The sequence below is a fragment of the Methylomonas sp. 11b genome (assembly GCF_000515215.1).
Lineage (GTDB): Bacteria > Pseudomonadota > Gammaproteobacteria > Methylococcales > Methylomonadaceae > Methylomonas.
On record NZ_KI911557.1, the window covers coordinates 3652829 to 3668756 of the forward strand.

Consider the following 15928-nt stretch of genomic DNA (forward strand, 5'->3'; position numbering starts at 1 on the left):
CGCTTGCAGTCAATCCAGATCATGGTTTTACCCAATCCAACGGAATTTAGATGGAATCCGATAAACAATCGACAGAGCGCCAAGCCACCATTCTGTTAGTCGATGACGAGTCCATCAATCTGTCGGTGTTCGGGCAGTTTCTCGCGCCGTATTATCAGGTTTTGGTGGCTACCAGCGGGCAGAGAGCCTTGCAACTGGCGCGAGGTACCCCAAAGCCGGATTTGATTTTGTTGGATGTGATGATGCCCGATATGGATGGGTATGAAGTCATCGGCCAGCTAAAAGCCGATCCCAAAACCGGCGATATTCCGGTGATATTCGTGACCGCCTTGACCTCTGATCTGGAGGAAGAGCGGGGGCTGTCACTCGGTGCGGTGGATTACCTTTACAAGCCGTGTCATTTGTCGATTCTATTGGCCCGAATCAAAACCCAGCTGGAACTGAAGCATGCCCGCGATTGGCTAAAAGACCAAAATGCCTATCTGGAAACCGAAGTGCAACGCCGGCATCAGGAGAATGAGGCTGTGCATTTGCAATTATTGCAATCGGAAAAATTGGCGGCGATAGGGCAATTGGCGGCCGGCATCGCTCACGAAATCAATAATCCCATCGGTTTTGTCAATTCCAATTTGAATACGCTGAGCGGCTATTTGCGCGATGTTTTTTGCGTGATGGATGCCAGTAACGCGGCCTTAGACGAAAATCCCTTATCGGCGGAGACGCTGCAAAGCTTGCGCGAGCTGAAACATACCAAGCAGCTTGATTATTTACGTAATGATATTCCGGAATTGATCGCCGAATCCATGGAAGGCTTGTCGCGGGTGCGCGACATTATTCAGGATTTGAAGGATTTTGCGCATGCCGACAAAAACGATTGGGAATTGGGCGATTTGCACAAGGGGTTGGATTCCACGTTGAATATCATCAACAATGAACTGAAGTACCATTGCACCGTACACAAGCAATACGGCGAGATACCGCAGATTTATTGTTTGCCTTCGCAATTGAATCAGGTGTTTATGAATTTACTGATTAACGCCGCGCACGCTATCGAGACCAAAGGCGATATTCAGATTAGTACGGGTTGCGCGGACCGGGGTGTCTGGGTGGAAATCAGCGATAACGGCAAAGGTATTGACCCGGAGAACCTGCCGCGTTTGTTTGAGCCGTTCTTTACCACCAAGCCGGTCGGCAAGGGCACCGGCTTAGGGTTGTCGGTGTCGCAAAATATCGTCCGTAAGCATGGCGGTAGAATCGAAGTGACCAGCCAGCTTGGGCAGGGTAGCCGGTTTCGAGTCTGGCTGCCGATTCGGCCGCCGGAATTGGGGGCCGCCGAATAGTCTGGCTGTCTGGCGGTTTTTTAAAACCGAACTTGCAGAAGGGGCGTTACCTGCCAGACTATCTCATTAATAGATTACTGATATTGCAAAACCATGAACCAGGCAGACATTAAAATACTGATCGTCGACGACGAGCCGAACGTGTTGAAAGCGCTGACGCGTTTGCTGAAACAATACGAGCCTATTACCGCAATCAGCGGCGAGGAAGCGCTGTTGTTAGCCGAAGAACATAGCTTTGATTTGGTGATTTCCGATTACCGGATGCCGGGAATTAACGGTATCGACTTTTTGATTTTGTTCAAGCGCATGCAGCCCGATGCAGTGCGCATTGTGTTGACCGGCTTTGCCGATCTGGAAGGCGCGCAGCACGCCATCAATGAGGCGGAAGTGTTTCGCTTTATCAACAAGCCATGGAGTAATCTGGAAATCGTCAACGTCGTTGAGAATGGTCTGGCGCACAAGCGGATGTTGTTGGAAAACCGCGCCTTGGCCGATCAGGTGCGGGCGCAGCAGATACTCCTGAATGAAAAAGAAGCGATTATTAAAGCGTTGGAAGCCGAGGAGCCGGGTATCACTCAAGTCAATTGGGCGCAAGATGGTTCCATTATTCTCGACGACGAGGATTTGCAATAGTCAGAGGTCTTCCAACGGTTCCTCCTTCGCGTTAACTGAAGATTCTGTCTAATCAGAAGAATCTTTATAACCGGTAGCCGTTTTAGAGCTGAGTTACAGCTGTTCGGTACGCTCGTCATTACTAAAGGCATTGAAAAATTGCTTCGCGGTTCGACCGTTTTTGGCGGCATTCTGATGGGCAAAGTCCAACGCGGCCTTGTGCAAAGCCTCACGGTTGCCGGGATAATCGACGAAATAACTGTCGACAATGTCCAAGTAAGTCTGGGTGTGTTGCGGGTAAAACGCCAGCCGCAAACCGAAGCGGTCGGACAGCGAGATTTTTTCCTCTATGGTGTCGGAATAATGCACCTCGTTGTCAACCAGCAGGGTATCCAGATTGTCGCGCATATGTTCCGGCAGCAGATGGCGGCGATTGGACGTGGCATAAAACAACACATTCTCAGGCGGCAGTTCGATAGAGCCTTCCAATACACTTTTCAGCGGCTTGTAGAGCGCGTCGCCATTCTCAAACGATAAATCGTCGCAATAAATAATAAAACGCTGATTGTGTTCGCGGATGTCGTCGACGATTTCCGGCAGATACAGCAAGTCTTGCTTATCGACTTCGATGACGCGTAAACCTTCGTGCAAATATTCGTTCAACAAGGCTTTCACCAGCGAGGACTTGCCAGTGCCGCGCGCACCCCACAACAAGGCATTATTCGCCGGCAGTCCGGCCAGAAAGCGAAGGGTGTTGTCTATCATTTGCTGCTTTTGCGGCTCTATGCCCAGCAGTTGGTCCAGCCGGATCGGATCGATTTGCCGAACGGGACGCAGAAACGCCTGGCGCTGGCGCCAAATTGCCGCATAGGTGTGGTTCCAATCTATCATCTGTGATCCTTGGCTGGGGCCGGTCGAAGTGCCGGTTTGTGTAAAGAAATGAATATTGTATAAATTTTAGACAATTTAACGCCACTCTAAGCACAGCAACAACTTAGCGCGGCTTTTAACGGGTTGCCAACAGAGTTATCCACAGATTTTGTGGGAAAGTTATAGCTATTGTGGAAATGTGGCTACCCACTGTAGCCAGTATATGCCGCTTGTGCCGGTAACCAAGGACTGCTTAGACTTTATTTTAAGTCGCGGCTTTGGCTGCCGAGGCTCGTTTCTGCGCGATGATCGACTTATAATCGATTGTTATCATTTAAACGATAGCTATTGGCTATTTACGGGGTGGCTATGAATCTGCGGGATTTACATTATTTAATCGCCGTTGCCGACTTGCGCAGCTTTGTACAGGCGGCAGACCGTTGCTGCATCAGCCAGCCGACCTTGAGTACCCAGATAAAAAAGTTGGAAGACGAATTGGGTATCCAGATTTTCGAGCGCACCAATAAAAAAGTGCTGCCTACCGAGCTGGGCGAGCAGATCGTGGCGTCGGCAAGGCGCATCTTGAAGGAGCAAGACAATATCAAGGAACTGGCCGCTACAGCCCAGGACCCGCTGGCTGGTAACCTGCGTTTCGGCGCCTTTCCCACTCTGGCTACCTATTTATTTCCGCCATTGGTCCCCCTAATCAAGAGAGATTTACCGCGCATCCGGCTGATTCTGGTCGAGGAAAAAACCGAGCAATTGTTACAGCAACTCCGCAGCGGACAGATGGATTGCGCCTTGCTAGCCTTGCCGATTTATGAGGATTTTCTGGAAAGCCAGGCCTTGTTCGACGATGAGTTTTTACTGGCGGTGGCGGAAGGTCATCCGTTGGCGGCCAAGCTGCAAGTCGAGCAAGATGATCTGAACGGCGAGCATTTACTGCTGCTTGAGGAAGGTCATTGCCTACGTGGGCATGCCCTGCAAATCTGCCAAACCATCGGTGCCGACGAAGAACAGGATCTTCGCGCCACCAGTCTGGAAACCTTGCGGCAAATGGTCCACGCCGGCACAGGCATCACCTTCATGCCACGTATCGCGGTGCGCGACGAACCAGGGGTACGTTATCTGCCGTTCGCTGCGCCGGCGCCGAGCCGGACCATAGGTATGGTTTGGCGCAAGACCAGCGCCAGAGGGGATTTAATTCGGCGCTTGAGCGGATTGGTGCGGGATGCGGCTAAGGACATTTAGGTAGCACCGCTGGCGTGGCGACTATTTTATTGGCAGTTAGTGAACTGACGGCCAAATGACATTTTCCACGAAAACCTTTGATGTTCTTTTGCTCTGTATGGCAGCCTGTCGGCTGCGGGTATTCGTTAGAAGTAAATTTGTATTTAGCCGAAAAAAAGGCGGCCCTTGTCTCGTATGTCCGTTTAAAAACTAAGATAGGTACTTACTGCGGCATACTGGAGTAATCGCCGACGTGAAATTACAAATCGTCTAATATTTGAAAAGTCCTTAACCCTTATTGCGCCTGATAATAGCCTGATGCTTGGAATATTCGAAGGCGGAGATGAGAGGCGCGACAAAAATTGCGACTATTGCCACCAATGCCTTGAGCCTTATGGCCAAGCAAGCACGTTGCCCGATCTCAATGCCGAGCTTTTACCTTGGGAGTACCGATCATGAACAAGAAACAGTTATTACCTGTTGCTATTGCCCTGTTGACTTCACAGCCGATTCTCGCCAGCGTGTCCAGTTCGTTCGATGTCGACAGCGAGAACTGGCAAATCGTCAGTTTTGCCGATTTCAGCCAGAACAATTATTCGATCATTGGTCAATACCAACCCAATTACGTGTCAGGTGGTGGCAATCCCGGCAATTATCTCGCCGCCAGTGATCCGGACGGGGGCGATTTTACCTTCTCCGCCCCCGCTGCTTTCCTGGGGCCGCAGACCGGTGCTACCGGATTGTCCTACGATTTGACGTATCGCGATGGCGATGTCAACTGGCAAACCACCGACGTCATGTTGGTCGGCAACGGCCAACGCTTGCTATGGAAACGCAATCCGAACATCGTCCCAAACAGTGGATGGACTCATGTCAGCCTGAGCCTGGCACCGTCCTCCGAATGGCGACTGGGCACCACAGACGGAGCGTTCGCCAGCCAAAGTGATTTTCATAATGTGTTGTCCGACTTGAGTGGGCTTTATATTCACGGCGAATTTACCAGCGGTATCATGGAAACTGCCGGCCTGGACAATGTGGTTTTGCAAACGGTGCCGCTACCGGGGGCGTTTTGGTTATTTGGCGTGGGGTTTGCGGGGGGGTGGTCGCGTATTCGTCGAGCGTAACGCGCTGACTCGTTATGTCGTTGTGTCGCTGGCGCGACGGCTGGTTTTGGAGTCGGGTCTCGGCCCGACAGCCGAGTAACTTTTCTTTGTTTGGCCAAAGAAAAGTCACCAAAAGAAACGCCACCCGGATGCCGCTTTGGTCCTGCGCTCCGAAGCTTTTGGCGGGGGTTGGCGAAAGGGGCTTCCTGCCCCTTCGCCAACGTGCGGCATCCATGCCGCACCCCTTCGGGCTATTCCCACCAAAAGCTCCGGTGCTCGGCGCGGCATGCGGGAGAAAACCGTCCCGTGATTTGGACGTTGTTTAGCACTGGAAAGTCTAGGGTGCAATATAGCCAACGCATTACACCAACCCGACGGCCAATATTTGGCGCAATACGGCGAACACCAATTACAGCCTATAATTGCAGCTCATCGGATTACTTAAGAGGGTTTATATGGCTAAAGACGTAGATTTGGAGTTCTTGCGACAGGAGTACTTTCATTTGCAAAGTACCGTTGAATCCTTTGATGAAAAAGCGCTTACCATTAAAGCGTGGAGCGTAACATTAAGCATGGTTGGGATCGGAGCGGCCTTCACCGCTAAGTTGCCATTACTCCTTTTACTTTCTGCGGGAGCGTCATTGCTTTTTTGGATTGTGGAGGGTTCGTGGAAAACATTTCAGCAAGCAAATTATTTCAGACTTCGGAAGATTGAAAACTATATGCAGGGAAAAGCAACAATAGAAGAAGATTTCAGTGTTCCCTACATAACTCACGCTTGGTCGTTGGGTTGGAGGGAAGTTCGCCTCAGTAAGGTAATGTCTTGGCCTCACGTCTTTCTGCCACATGCAATAGTCGTTATGACAGGCATTACGTTGTGGATAATAAATTCTTTTGTGCGGATTGTTCCATTGTGAACCAACGCCAAAGGGAGTGTCCCAAATTTTGTGTAAACGGTAGTTTGGTTTAATGGCTAGGGAAGCGATCTTCGAACTGAATACTAAACCGATTCAAAGCGGCTTTCCAATCGTAGACGGGCATGGTCCAATTTTGGCTGATATTGCGCAACGCCAAATAGAGCAGTTTGGACAAGGCGTCATCACTGGGGAAGACCGCGCGGTTTTTCATGATTTTTCTCAGACTTCGATTCACCGATTCGATGGTATTGGTGGTGTAGATCACCTTGCGAATCTCGGGCGGATAGTCAAAAAAAGGGATGATGTGCCCCCAGTTTCGTCGCCAGATGGGGGCGATCGTGGGATAGGTCTCCAGCCAGTTGGCCTCGAATTCGGTCAGCTTTTGCTCGGCTTCCCTCGCCGTTGCGGCTCGATAAATCTGCTTGAGGTCGTCGGCAACCGACTGGCGCCTTTTGTAGCTGACATAGTTGAGGCTATGACGGACCAAGTGGACAATACACAGTTGAACGGCCGCTTTGGGAAACACGGTTTCGATAGCCTCCGGAAATCCCTTCAGACCATCGACACAGGCGATAAAGATGTCGTTGACGCCACGGTTCTTGAGCTCGGTGACCACTTGCAACCAAAATTTGGCGCCTTCGCTTTGGGCAATCCACAGCCCCAGCACTTCTTTGTGGCCGTCCAGATTGACACCGATGGCCAGATAGACGGCCTTGACCCGCACGCTGCCACTATCGCGCACTTTGGTATGCAGACAGTCGAGGTACACAATCGGGTAAATCGGATCCAGCGGGCGGCTTTGCCAGACGCCCACCTCTTCGAGTACCGCGTCGGTCACCGAGGAAATCAAGGTGGGGGATACCTCGGTGCCGTAAAGCTCGAATAAATGGGCTTGGATTTCCCGTACCGTCAGTCCTCGGGCATATAACGAAATGATCTTATCGTCGAAACCGGTCCAGCGCCGTTGATGCTTAGGAATGATCTGCGGTTCGAATTCGCCATGACGGTCGCGGGGAATCTCGATAGGCAAGTCGCCGAAGTCACCTTTCAGCGTTTTCCGGCTTTTGCCGTTTCGGGCATTGCTGCTGGCGTTGGTCACCGCCTCATGCTTACCGTGGCCCAAGTGCGCGGTCATTTCCGCTTCCAGGGCCCGTTCGACTATCGCTTTGGTCAACTGCTTCAGCAGACCATTGGCACCGATCAGGTCCTCGGGTTTTTGATAGTGCGACATCAAGGCGTCGAGTAGGTCATCCGGTATGGCTTTTGATGATACGGTCATGGTTTCCTCCTTATCAGGATCGGTAGTTTCCTACCTCAGGGCCGTTTACACAAAAATTCTTACACCCTCACGCCAAATTCTAAGCGCCAGCAAATTTTTAAACGATACTGTTGTTACCGTCTCCTTCTTTTAGCTCACATAAACCATAGATTATGCTCAGAGACACTTTTGCGCGCCGTTTTACTGAGTTGGAAGCAAGTTTTTCTTCCATCCCTTTCAAGTCTCATAGTAGGGGAATACCAGGTAGTTATGTGCCAGATGGGCAATGGCAAAAATGGGCAACAAGTACTCAAAGCCTAATTCGCGCGGCGTTTGGGGAACTATCCCCTCACTATCAAAACTTCGTCAATGCATACAAAGAATGTGGTGGATCTGATAGCAGTGTAAGAACTTTGAATGCGCTGTTTCTAAGCGCAAAAGAGGACTTTGAGGGCGGTTATCTATTCGATGTTGAGTTAAGGGTTTCCGGTGAGGTATTCGGCGACTTCATAGCGCTTGCCCGCAAATCCCTCGCGGAAGGACACAAAGACGTTGCGGCCGTTCTTGCCTGTGCTGCACTCGAAGATGCTCTTAAGCGATTTGCCGATGTTAATGGACTAGCGGTTGGAGACAAGTCTATGCAAGAAGTTGTGAATGCATTGAAGTCGTCAGGTCTTGTCGCTGGCGCCCAGAAGACGCTACTGGACGCTATGCCGAGAATTCGAAACCTTGCTATGCATGCTGATTGGGACAAAATCGCTGAACCAGATGTGAGCAGTGTATTGGGTTTCGTGGAGCAATTCCTGCTGTCCAAGTTCAGTCATGGCTAACACGGTGGGTTTTTCCCGTATGCCGCGCCGAGCACCGGAGCTTTGGCCGGGTATAGGGCCGTAGGATGTGCTGAACAACGTGAAGCGCATCGTTCGCGATTGATGAGCCTCATTGCGTGGGTACATTCTATAGTATTGGAATTGTGGGACGGTTTTGTTCCCGTTATCCCGCCCCGAGCATCGTAACTTTTAGCCTAGTAAAATAAAGTATCGCGACTATGGGTTCGCGCCGGCATATAAAATCCATCGCGAAAGCGACACAAAAAATTAGTCTAGCGCCGCCAAAGCCGCTTCCGGTGCCCTGTCCAATACTTTCAGCAACGCCTTGGCTGCGCCAGTGGGTGAGCGTTTGCCTTGTTCCCAGTTACGGATGGTTTCTAATGAAACGTCGATGCGTTTGGAGAATTCGGCTTGACTCAAACCCAGGCGGTTACGGACTCGACGGGCGAAACGTGCGGAATCCAGCATCGCATTGGTTTCGTCCTGGGCTATTTGTTGGGCTATATCGGCTTCCGTGGTGGTATCGATACGAGCGGGATCGACACGGCCAACTTCTGAATCCGGTTCAATTGTCATGCGTACTATTTTCATAGAATTTGATCTCTCGTTGATTGGCTTTGCGGGCCGAGATAATCCGAATGGCCTCTGGGCGCGGCGTGTAGGCCACTACAAATAGGCGCTGGTGAATCATTCCCATTAGTTGATACCTGTCTTCGCCGTAAACGCGGCGGTTATCGGCTCGAACTAGTCGATTGGGGTCAAAAAACGCCTTGGCCGCATAGGCAAAATCGAATCCGCGTTCCCGAAAACAGGTTTCGCTTTTGGTGTCATCCCATTCGAAATTCATGGGGTCAGTGTAGTTCATTGGCCTACCAGGTGCAAGGGCAGCATCACTTTGGCAGGGTAATGTTCAGGAGGCTATGGTTTTTAGGTGTTGCTACGAAGGGTATAAGCGGCCGGAAACACTCGCACTGATCCGGCCTGCCGAGGCTGCAATATTTCCTTAAATCCTAAATTCTGCCGACCGCGCATGCGCGGTAAGACTCTCCCCCCGCGCCAACACCGAAGCAATCTTGCCCAAATTCTGTGCACCAACCGCCGAACAATTGATCAAACTGCTGCGCTTTTGGAAGTCGTAAACCCCTAAAGGCGACGAATAGCGGGCAGTGCTGGAAGTGGGCAGGACGTGGTTGGGGCCGGCACAATAATCGCCCAGCGCTTCGGCGGTGAAGCGGCCCATGAAGATCGCGCCGGCGTTATGGATTTGCTCGCACAAGGCTTCCGGCTCCGCCACGGACAATTCCAAATGTTCCGGGGCGATGCGATTGGCTACCTGCGCGGCTTCGGATAAGTTAGCGACTTTAACAAACGCGCCGCGACTGGTCAGCGAGGCGCGGATGATGTCGGCGCGTTCCATTTCCGGCAGCAGTTTATTGATGCTGGCTTCAACTTGTTGCAGAAAAGCGGCATCGTCGCTGATCAAAATGGCTTGGGCGTTTTCGTCGTGTTCGGCTTGCGAGAACAAATCCATCGCAATCCAGTCCGGGTTGGTCTGGCCGTCGCAGATGATCAATATCTCGGACGGGCCGGCGATCATGTCGATGCCGACTTGACCGAACACCAGCTTTTTGGCGGTGGCGACGTAGATGTTGCCGGGGCCGACGATTTTATCCACCGCCGGAATCGATTCGGTGCCATACGCTAAGGCCGCGACGGCTTGGGCGCCGCCGATGGTGAATACTCTATCCACGCCTGCGACATGCGCCGCCGCCAATACCAGCGCATTCGTCTCGCCGCGCGGGGTCGGGACCACCATAATCAGTTCGCCGACGCCGGCGACTTTGGCCGGAATCGCATTCATCAATACCGAGGATGGGTAAGCGGCTTTGCCGCCCGGCACATAGAGGCCGGCTTTATCCAGTGGCGTGACTTTTTGCCCCAACACAGTGCCGTCTATCTCGGTGAATTGCCAGGATTGCAGTTTTTGATGCTCGGCATAAGCACGGACTCGGTCGGCGGCGGTTTGCAAAGCAATGGCCTGGGTGCTGGGTAAGGTATCCCAGGCCTGTTGCAACGCAGTTCGGTCCAATTCCAGTTCGGCAGCGGTTTTAAAGGCGGTGCCGTCGAAGCGGTTGGTGTACTCCAGCAGCGCTTTGTCGCCACGTTTTTTTACGTCGGCGATGATGTCCAACACTCGTTTGTGTATTTCCAGATCGTCGCTGGCATCCCAGGCTAAGCGGGCTTGCAGTTGTTTTTCAAAGTCGATTGCCGCGCTATCAAGGCGGAGCATTTTTATAGCAGTCATGATTACGCCCTCTGGGCCAACGTGGTTTCGAACTGATCGATGAGTGCTTGAATGGCTTGATGTTTCATTTTCATCGCCGCTTTATTCACCACCAGTCGAGAGGTGATGTTGGCGATTAGTTCTCGTGGCTCCAGGCCGTTGGCTTTCAGAGTGTTGCCGGTATCGACCAAGTCGACGATGCAATCGGCCAAGCCGACCAGCGGCGCCAACTCCATCGAACCGTAAAGTTTGATGATTTCGGCTTGAATGCCTAAGTTGGCATAGTAGCTCTGCGCGGTTTTTACGTATTTGGTGGCGACCCGCAAGCGGCCTTTCACTTCCGGGGCATTGACCGGGCCGGCAGTCATCAAGCGGCAACCGGCGATGCCTAAATCCAACGGCTCGTAAAGACTTTCCGCACCATGCTCCATCAATACGTCCTTGCCGGCGATACCCAAGTCCGCCGCGCCGTATTCCACAAAGGTGGGGACATCGGTGGCGCGGATGATCACCAACTGCACGTCGGGGCGGGTGGTTTGCAGAATCAGTTTGCGGCTTTTGTCCGGATCATCGATCGGCGTGATGCCGGCCTGTTCCAGGAAGGGCAGGGCTTCTTCGTAAATACGGCCTTTGGATACGGCAATGGTCAACATGGCTTTGCAATGGAGTTAGTTAGGAACGCGGCGAATGGTGGCGCCCAGTTGCGACAGTTTTTCTTCGATGTGATCGTAGCCACGGTCGATATGGTAAATCCGGTCCACCAGGGTTTCGCCTTCTGCAACCAGTCCTGCCAAGACCAGGCTGGCGGACGCCCGTAAGTCGGTAGCCATCACCGGTGCGGCTTTTAACTGAGTACTGCCGGTGCAGATAGCGGTGTTGGATTCCAACCTGATTTGTGCGCCCATCCGTTGCAGTTCTTGGACGTGCATGAAGCGGTTTTCGAACACGGTTTCGGTGATCAAGCCCACGCCTTCGGCAACCGAGTTCAACGCGGTGAACTGGGCCTGCATATCGGTCGGGAAAGCCGGATAAGGCGCAGTGCGCACGGTAACGGCTTTCGGGCGTTTGCCGTGCATATTCAGTTCGATCCAGTTTTCACCGCAGGTAATGTCGGCGCCCGCTTCTTTCAGTTTCACCAGAACTGCGTCCAGCGTTGATGGGTCGGTGTTTTTCAGTTTGACATGGCCGCGGCTGATGGCGCCGGCCACCAAATACGTGCCGGTTTCGATACGGTCTGGCAGTATGTCGTAATGCAAACCTTCCACGCCCAGTCTTTCCACACCTTCCACGGTCAGTATGTCGGTGCCGACGCCGGTAATTTTGGCGCCCATTTTGTTTAAAAAATGCGCCAGATCGGTGACTTCCGGTTCTTTCGCGGCGTTTTCGATGATGGTGATGCCTTCGGCCAGCGTGGCGGCCATCAGGATGTTTTCGGTGCCGGTTACGGTGACTTTATCCAGCACCAGATGACAGCCTTTCAAGCGCTTAACCTTGGCGTGGATATAACCGGCTTCGACAGTAATATCGGCGCCCATTTTGAGCAGCGAGTCGATGTGAATATCCACCGGTCGGGTGCCGATGGCGCAACCGCCGGGCAGCGAGACATAGGCTTCGCCGAAACGGGCCAGTAACGGTCCTAATACCAGAATCGAGGCGCGCATGGTTTTCACCAGTTCGTATGGCGCTTCGTACTTATCGATGGTGCTGGTATCGACTTCGATGTTCATTTTTTCGTCGACGGTCAGGCGCACGCCCATTTGTCCCAACAATTCCATGGTGGTGGTAATGTCGTGCAAATGCGGAATGTTGCCGACGCTGACCGGCACATCGGACAACAAGGTGGCGGCGAGAATAGGCAGAGCGGCGTTTTTGGCGCCGGAGATTCTCAGTTCGCCGTGCAGCGGTTGACCGCCGGTAATCAGTAATTTATCCATGGATTTTTATTGGTTTGTAAATTGGAACGCAGCTTAATGCGTGTGGATTGCAAAATATTCGGTTTCGTCTAAGCCGCTGAGTTTGGCTAATGCCAGCAGCTGAGCAGGGATGTTCTTGAAAGACAGCTTGACCCGGCCCATGCGGCTGAGCCTGATCCATTCGATCATCAAGGCCAGACCGGCGCTATCGGTGGTCTGTACCTTGGCCAGATCGATGCACATGCTATCCATGCCTTTCAAAAACTTAAAGGATTGCAAGGTTTGTTTGTCGATGCTGGCAAAAGTCAGGCTGCCTTCCACGGTAAAGTGGCCGGGAGACTGTTCGGTTAATGTCAGCTTGGACATTATTTGCCTTCCGCTTTGTTCAGCATGAATTTGCCTATCATTTCTTCCAGCACAATCGCCGAGCTGGTGATGTCGATGGTGCTTTTATCCTTCAAATATTCTTCCGACGAGCCGGGGTCCAGGCTGACGTACTGTTCGCCCAGCAGGCCGGCGGTATAAATACTGACGCCGGAATCGCTGGGTAGATTGTTGTATTGCGATTCGATGCGCATTTCCACGATGGATTCGTGGCTGTCCTTATCCAGTCGAATTGCTGAAACGCGGCCAATACGCACGCCGGCCACGGACACCGGGGATTTAACTTTCAGGCCGCCGCTATTTTGAAAGTGGGCGATCACGGTGTAACTGTCGTTGCCGGTGTAGCTGCCGAGATTGCTGACTTGCAACGCCATGTAAAACAAGGCGGCAACGCCGCTGGCGACAAAAAAACCGACCAGAGTATCCTGGGTCTTGGAATGCTGCATGTTAAATGTCTCCAAACATGAGTGCGGTTAAAATGAAATCGAGTGCCAGAACCGAGAAGGCCGAATTGACCACAGTGCGAGTGGTGGCGCGGCTGACGCCTTCTGAAGTAGGAATCGCGTCGTAACCTTCGAATAAGGCTATCCAGGACACCACAAAACCGAACACCACGCTTTTCAGAATGCCGTTCATGATGTCTTCTTGAAAATCGATGCTGGCTTGCATCTGCGCCCAAAATGCGCCGTCGTCAACGCCCAGCATGCCCACGCCGACCAGATGGCCGCCCATGATGCCGATGGCGCTAAACAAGGCGGCCAGCAATGGCATCGATAAAAAACCTGCTAAAAAGCGCGGCGAAATAATGCGCTTGATCGGATCGACAGCCATCATTTCCATGCCTGATAGTTGTTCGGTGGCCTTCATCAAGCCGATCTCGGCGGTTAATGCAGAGCCGGCCCGGCCGGCAAACAAAAGTGCCGATACCACAGGTCCCAGTTCGCGTACCAATGACGCCGCGACCATGACCCCCAGCGATTCCTCGGCGCCGAAGTCCGACAGAATGTTAAAGCCTTGCAAACCTAAAACCATGCCGACGAACAGGCCGGAGATGGTGATAATCAGAAATGACAAAACGCCGACCGAATACACCTGCTTGATCAGCAAGTTGGGGCGCGGCACCACATCACTGATGCCGGCTAAGGTGTGGCTCAGAAAAAACGAGGCACGGCCGAGCTTGGCAAAGCTGCTGCGAGTGGTTTTTCCTAGATTTTGCAGAAATTGAAACATTGATGAATACAAGGTGGTTATTTGCTGGCCAGCAGGTCGTCGAGATAATCAGGCGCCGAATAGTGAAAGTGTACAGGGCCGTCGGCATCGCCGTGCATAAACTGTTGTACCCACTCCGAATCGGACTGCTGTAACTCTTGTGGGGTACCCTGGCCGATGATTTTGCCGCCGGACAAGACATAAATGTAATCGGCGATGGCAGCGGTTTCTTGTACATCGTGCGAGACGATGATACTGGTCAGGCCCAGCGTGGTGTTCAGCGACTTGATCAAGTGCACCAGTGCGCCCTTGGAAATCGGATCCTGGCCGGTAAACGGTTCGTCGTACATGATCATCAGCGGATCGAGAGCAATCGCACGTGCCAAAGCCACCCGTCGGGCCATGCCGCCGGATAATTCGTTGGGCATTAAATGGCGCGCGCCGCGTAGGCCCACCGCGTGCAGCTTCATCAATACTAAAGTGCGGATCATCGATTCCGGCAAATGGGTGTGTTCGCGCATGGGAAACGCCACATTATCGTAGACGCTCATGTCCGTGAGCAGGGCGCCGCTTTGGAATAGCATGCCCATGCGTTTGCGCAATTCGTAGAGTTCGCGAGTTTTCAGGCGGTGAACATTTTGCCCGTCCACATGAATTTGGCCGCGATCCGGGGTCAACTGACCACCGATCAATTTCAATAGCGTGGTCTTGCCGGTGCCGCTGGGGCCCATGATGGCCGTGACTTTGCCGCGCTGAATTTCCAGGCTGACGGCGTCGAAAATTTTTCTGGGGCCTCTGGAAAAGCTCAAGTTACTAATCGAAACGATATTGTCTTCAGGACTTGCGCTATTGGCCATCTACCGGAATCAAAAGAGTTTTGGGATTGGGAGCAGGCTATTTTCTATGACTGGCCGAGAATAAGTCAATGACTTGGGGTGAAAAGTCGGTTAATAACATGCAATAATGGTTCCTTTTTGTTTCGGTGCGTGGAGTTAATTTGCGTGGGTTGTGATCAAGACATACAGGCGTTGGCGTTGGCGGTGATTCAGACCGAAATGCAGGCGGTTGCCGGCTTGGCTGCACGCATCGATGAACAATTTGTTAGCGCCTGCCGTTTGCTGCTGGCCTGTAAAGGCCGGGTGGTGGTCACCGGCATGGGTAAATCCGGGCATATTGCCGGTAAAATTGCCGCCACGCTGGCTAGTACCGGCACCCCGGCTTTTTTTGTGCATCCGGGAGAAGCCAGTCACGGCGATCTGGGCATGATTACCCGGCAGGACGTGGTGCTGGCTTTGTCCAATTCCGGCGAAACCGAAGAAATCCTGACGATATTGCCTATTATTAAGCGACTAGGCGTGCCGCTGATCGCGTTGACCGGCAATCCGGAATCGGCTTTGGCCCGGTTTGCCAGCGTACACATCAATGTTGCTGTCGAACAAGAGGCTTGTCCGTTGGGTTTGGCGCCCACTGCCAGCACCACCGCGGCATTGGTGATGGGCGATGCGTTGGCCGTGTCGTTATTGGAAACCAAGGGATTTACCCGTGACGATTTTGCTTTATCGCATCCAGGCGGTAGCTTGGGTAAGCGCTTGTTGTTGCAGGTTAACGACATCATGCACCGCGGTACTGAAGTGCCGGTGGTCACTGATAGCGTTTTAGTGAGCGATGCATTGCTGGAAATGACCGGCAAGAAGCTGGGCATGACCGCAGTGGTCGATGGCGAAGGCCGGGTCGCCGGGATATTTACCGACGGTGACTTGCGGCGCATGCTGGAAAAAAATCTGGATGTGCATGCGACACGCATCGCCGAAGTGATGACCGGTCCTTGTAAAGTGATCGATGTGGATATGTTGGCGGCGGAAGCCATGCAAATCATGGAAAGTAAAAAAATCAATGCCCTGCTGGTCGTCGACAGCCAACAAAAATTGTTGGGCGCGTTGAATATGCACGATTTGCTGCGGGCCGGCATAGTCTGAAG

The 15928-nt window shown here is 52.5% G+C and carries 18 protein-coding genes; 7 read left to right on the forward strand and 11 right to left on the reverse strand.

The genetic code is table 11. From position 1 onward, the window contains the following. The first annotated feature begins 50 nt into the window (after nt 1–50). Nucleotides 51–1340 (forward strand): ATP-binding protein, encoded by a 1290-nt coding sequence (locus METH11B_RS0117550; RefSeq protein ID WP_026603136.1) that lies wholly within the window; start codon nt 51–53, stop codon nt 1338–1340. A 93-nt stretch (nt 1341–1433) separates the two neighbouring features. After that, the gene (locus METH11B_RS0117555; RefSeq protein WP_020483574.1) at nt 1434–1973 is read left to right on the forward strand and encodes a response regulator; all 540 of its coding nucleotides are present in this window, start codon (nt 1434–1436) and stop codon (nt 1971–1973) included. 93 nt (nt 1974–2066) lie between these two features. Here METH11B_RS0117555 and METH11B_RS0117560 read toward each other — a convergent pair whose 3' ends face one another. After that, entirely contained in the window at nt 2067–2843 is a 777-nt protein-coding gene (locus METH11B_RS0117560) for an ATP-binding protein (RefSeq protein WP_026603137.1), read from the reverse strand. A gap of 348 nt (nt 2844–3191) precedes the next feature. On the opposite strand from METH11B_RS0117560, the gene METH11B_RS0117565 reads away from it, so the two are divergent. The 3 genes from METH11B_RS0117565 (at nt 3192) to METH11B_RS0117575 (ending at nt 6072) form a co-directional block, all read left to right on the forward strand. Beyond that, nucleotides 3192–4073, forward strand: a complete 882-nt coding sequence (locus tag METH11B_RS0117565; protein WP_026603138.1) for a LysR substrate-binding domain-containing protein — start codon at nt 3192–3194, stop codon at nt 4071–4073. Nucleotides 4074–4507: 434 nt separating this feature from the next. Further along, nucleotides 4508–5176, forward strand: a complete 669-nt coding sequence (locus METH11B_RS0117570) for a laminin B domain-containing protein (RefSeq protein ID WP_026603139.1) — start codon at nt 4508–4510, stop codon at nt 5174–5176. Between the two features lie 434 nt (nt 5177–5610). Beyond that, on the forward strand, nt 5611–6072 hold the full coding sequence (locus METH11B_RS0117575; RefSeq protein WP_036277763.1) for a hypothetical protein: 462 nt from the start codon (nt 5611–5613) through the stop codon (nt 6070–6072). Between the two features lie 49 nt (nt 6073–6121). On the opposite strand, the gene METH11B_RS0117580 is transcribed toward METH11B_RS0117575, so the two are convergent. Then, nucleotides 6122–7351 (reverse strand): IS256 family transposase, encoded by a 1230-nt coding sequence (locus METH11B_RS0117580; RefSeq protein WP_026600850.1) that lies wholly within the window; start codon nt 7349–7351, stop codon nt 6122–6124. Nucleotides 7352–7503: 152 nt separating this feature from the next. On the opposite strand from METH11B_RS0117580, the gene METH11B_RS29215 reads away from it, so the two are divergent. Next, nucleotides 7504–8160 carry a DUF4145 domain-containing protein gene (locus METH11B_RS29215; protein WP_026603141.1) on the forward strand — a complete coding sequence of 219 codons (657 nt, stop codon included), beginning with the start codon at nt 7504–7506 and terminating at the stop codon, nt 8158–8160. A gap of 267 nt (nt 8161–8427) precedes the next feature. On the opposite strand, the gene METH11B_RS0117590 is transcribed toward METH11B_RS29215, so the two are convergent. From METH11B_RS0117590 to METH11B_RS0117630, 9 genes are all read right to left on the reverse strand, one after another. After that, nucleotides 8428–8736, reverse strand: a complete 309-nt coding sequence (locus METH11B_RS0117590; protein WP_026603142.1) for a helix-turn-helix domain-containing protein — start codon at nt 8734–8736, stop codon at nt 8428–8430. Beyond that, nucleotides 8726–9025 carry a BrnT family toxin gene (locus tag METH11B_RS0117595; protein ID WP_231499633.1) on the reverse strand — a complete coding sequence of 100 codons (300 nt, stop codon included), beginning with the start codon at nt 9023–9025 and terminating at the stop codon, nt 8726–8728. The genes METH11B_RS0117590 and METH11B_RS0117595 overlap by 11 nt, the downstream gene beginning before the upstream one ends. A gap of 138 nt (nt 9026–9163) precedes the next feature. Beyond that, nucleotides 9164–10465, reverse strand: coding sequence for a histidinol dehydrogenase (gene hisD, locus METH11B_RS0117600; RefSeq protein ID WP_026603144.1), 1302 nt, complete (start codon nt 10463–10465; stop codon nt 9164–9166). A gap of 2 nt (nt 10466–10467) precedes the next feature. After that, nucleotides 10468–11097 carry an ATP phosphoribosyltransferase gene (hisG, locus tag METH11B_RS0117605; protein WP_026603145.1) on the reverse strand — a complete coding sequence of 210 codons (630 nt, stop codon included), beginning with the start codon at nt 11095–11097 and terminating at the stop codon, nt 10468–10470. 15 nt (nt 11098–11112) lie between these two features. Further along, complete coding sequence (gene murA, locus METH11B_RS0117610; RefSeq protein WP_026603146.1) at nt 11113–12378, reverse strand: UDP-N-acetylglucosamine 1-carboxyvinyltransferase; 1266 nt, start codon at nt 12376–12378, stop codon at nt 11113–11115. Nucleotides 12379–12411: 33 nt separating this feature from the next. Then, nucleotides 12412–12723 carry an STAS domain-containing protein gene (locus tag METH11B_RS0117615; protein ID WP_020483561.1) on the reverse strand — a complete coding sequence of 104 codons (312 nt, stop codon included), beginning with the start codon at nt 12721–12723 and terminating at the stop codon, nt 12412–12414. Beyond that, complete coding sequence (gene mlaD / locus METH11B_RS0117620; RefSeq protein ID WP_026603147.1) at nt 12723–13187, reverse strand: outer membrane lipid asymmetry maintenance protein MlaD; 465 nt, start codon at nt 13185–13187, stop codon at nt 12723–12725. The genes METH11B_RS0117615 and mlaD overlap by 1 nt, the downstream gene beginning before the upstream one ends. A 1-nt stretch (nt 13188) precedes the next feature. Continuing rightward, nucleotides 13189–13971 carry a lipid asymmetry maintenance ABC transporter permease subunit MlaE gene (mlaE, locus tag METH11B_RS0117625; protein ID WP_026603148.1) on the reverse strand — a complete coding sequence of 261 codons (783 nt, stop codon included), beginning with the start codon at nt 13969–13971 and terminating at the stop codon, nt 13189–13191. A gap of 17 nt (nt 13972–13988) precedes the next feature. After that, nucleotides 13989–14807, reverse strand: coding sequence for an ABC transporter ATP-binding protein (locus METH11B_RS0117630; RefSeq protein WP_026603149.1), 819 nt, complete (start codon nt 14805–14807; stop codon nt 13989–13991). A gap of 144 nt (nt 14808–14951) precedes the next feature. Here METH11B_RS0117630 and METH11B_RS0117635 point away from each other — a divergent pair, with 144 nt between their 5' ends. After that, nucleotides 14952–15926: a KpsF/GutQ family sugar-phosphate isomerase gene (locus tag METH11B_RS0117635; RefSeq protein WP_026603150.1), complete on the forward strand. Its 975-nt coding sequence runs from the start codon at nt 14952–14954 to the stop codon at nt 15924–15926. Nucleotides 15927–15928 lie beyond the last annotated feature (2 nt).